The organism is Candidatus Methanoperedens nitratireducens (genome assembly GCF_900196725.1).
GTDB classification, from domain to species: domain Archaea; phylum Halobacteriota; class Methanosarcinia; order Methanosarcinales; family Methanoperedenaceae; genus Methanoperedens; species Methanoperedens nitroreducens_A.
Window position 1 is genome coordinate 1 of record NZ_FZMP01000239.1, and the last position, 1,732, is coordinate 1,732.

Sequence of the window (1,732 nt, forward strand, 5' to 3'; positions counted from 1 at the left end):
ATAAACAACGAACTCGTACGAACTGATATGAACTCAAGCCATCCAGAGTTCGTACGAGTTCGTATCAGTTCGTTGTTAACTTCTATTTTGTCGTTCTCTTCGCGTTCTTTGCGCTCTTTGCGGTTAAATGCCTCTTCCGCCCCCGCGCATGAGCGCGCGCCGCCTGCGCCTGCCGTTCATTTGCGGTTGAGCGGCGCGGGGGGATGGGCGTGAAGAGGGGTGGGATGACAGACATTTGTAGATTGTTCGGAGTAATAAAGGTGGTGAGCTTTAAGAATGTACAGACCAAAATTTATCATCACTAATAAAATCAACAACGAATTGCTTGAGATAGAAAGGGCAAGGGGATTCCTTGAAGCTGCGCAATTGAAGGGCGAATGGATAAAAGACATGCAAAGTGCGGCACTAATTCTTGAGGCGCATCATTCCACCCATATTGAAGGGACGCAGCTTACGCTTTCCGAAGCGCAGAGGATATTCGCCGGTAAACCTGTGACAGGGGTTAGACCAGATGATAGGCAGGAGCTGCTGAATTATAAAGATGCCATGGATTTTGTTTCCGAATACCTGGACAAAAAATCTGAAATTACCGAGGAGGTTATTAGGGGCATTCACCGGATCCTGGTCAGAGATGTCAGGGGTGGTTCTCTTGAACCCGGATGCTACAGAAAGGTGCAGAATTATGTTATAAATTCCATTACCGGGGAGATAATCTACACGCCGCCTTCTTCGGATGAAGTCCCGGCGTTGATGAAAGAATTCGTGGAGTGGTTAAATGGGGAAAAAGACATTTCGCCAATCTTGATGGCAGGAGTGGCTCAACACAGGTTCGTCGATATCCATCCCTTTTTAGATGGTAACGGCAGGACAGCACGGGTTCTTTGCACTCTTATTCTATATCAAAACGGTTACGACTTTAAGAGACTCTTTTCCCTGTCAGAATTTTATGATAAGAATAGACGTGAGTATTACGATTCAATACAGTCGGTGAGAGAGATGGGTATGGATATGACTGTATGGCTTGAGTATTTTGTCAAGGGGTTGAAGAACCAGATGCTTGAAGTCAAGGCTAAAGGCGAGGTAGTTATCAAGAAGGAGATTATTATCGAGAGAGCGGTTCAGGCAGGGCTCAATGACAGACAGAAAAAGGCTCTGGTTTATCTCATGGAAAATCCAAGCATTTCACGCTCTGAATATGTCGAGCTGTGCGGGGTATCTATCAGGAGTGCAAATTATGATCTGGCGCAAATGGAAAAGCTCGGGTTTATTGAAAGGAGCGGAGTGGGAAGGGCGATAAAATACAGGATATTACCGGGGCGATAAATTGCACGCAAATTGCACGCAAATTGCACGCAAAGCTATGTGGTGGAAACTATCGCGTACTCTGCGCTCTGGAATGGGAGAAGTAAAACAGCGATATAGAACACGGATTGCACGGATGCGACGGATTTTCACGGATACGATTAATCCGTGTGCATCCGTGTCATCCGTGCAATCCATGTTCTATCGCAATTCTGCTGTAATTGACGAAAATAAAAAACCGCAGATGAACGCAGATGAACGTGGAGACATTCTCGCAACGGGATTTGCAGATTTCTTCGTTGGCAGGGTTTTTTTGTAACGGAATGTGGCAAAACAACCCACTGCAAAGTACGCAAAGAGCGCAAAGCAGTGCAGCAGGAATCTTTGCGCTCCGGTGTGGAAAACAGGTCTTCTATAAACAACGAACTCG

At 46.1% G+C, this 1,732-nt stretch carries 2 protein-coding genes; one reads left to right on the forward strand and one right to left on the reverse strand.

The window, feature by feature from the left end:
- Positions 1-82: 82 nt before the first annotated feature.
- The gene (locus tag MNV_RS19950; protein ID WP_179294074.1) at positions 83-235 is read right to left on the reverse strand and encodes a hypothetical protein; all 153 of its coding nucleotides are present in this window, start codon (positions 233-235) and stop codon (positions 83-85) included.
- 41 nt (positions 236-276) lie between these two features.
- Between MNV_RS19950 and MNV_RS17890 the strand changes: the two genes are divergently transcribed.
- Positions 277-1,323, forward strand: coding sequence for a Fic family protein (locus tag MNV_RS17890; RefSeq protein WP_096207303.1), 1,047 nt, complete (start codon positions 277-279; stop codon positions 1,321-1,323).
- Positions 1,324-1,732 lie beyond the last annotated feature (409 nt).

What these genes read in the sequence shown, in the direction of transcription:
- MNV_RS19950 (WP_179294074.1), bottom strand. Translation starts at nt 235, where the DNA reads ATGTCTGTCATCCCACCCCTCTTCACGCCCATCCCCCCGCGCCGCTCA.
- MNV_RS17890 (WP_096207303.1), top strand. Translation starts at nt 277, where the DNA reads ATGTACAGACCAAAATTTATCATCACTAATAAAATCAACAACGAATTG.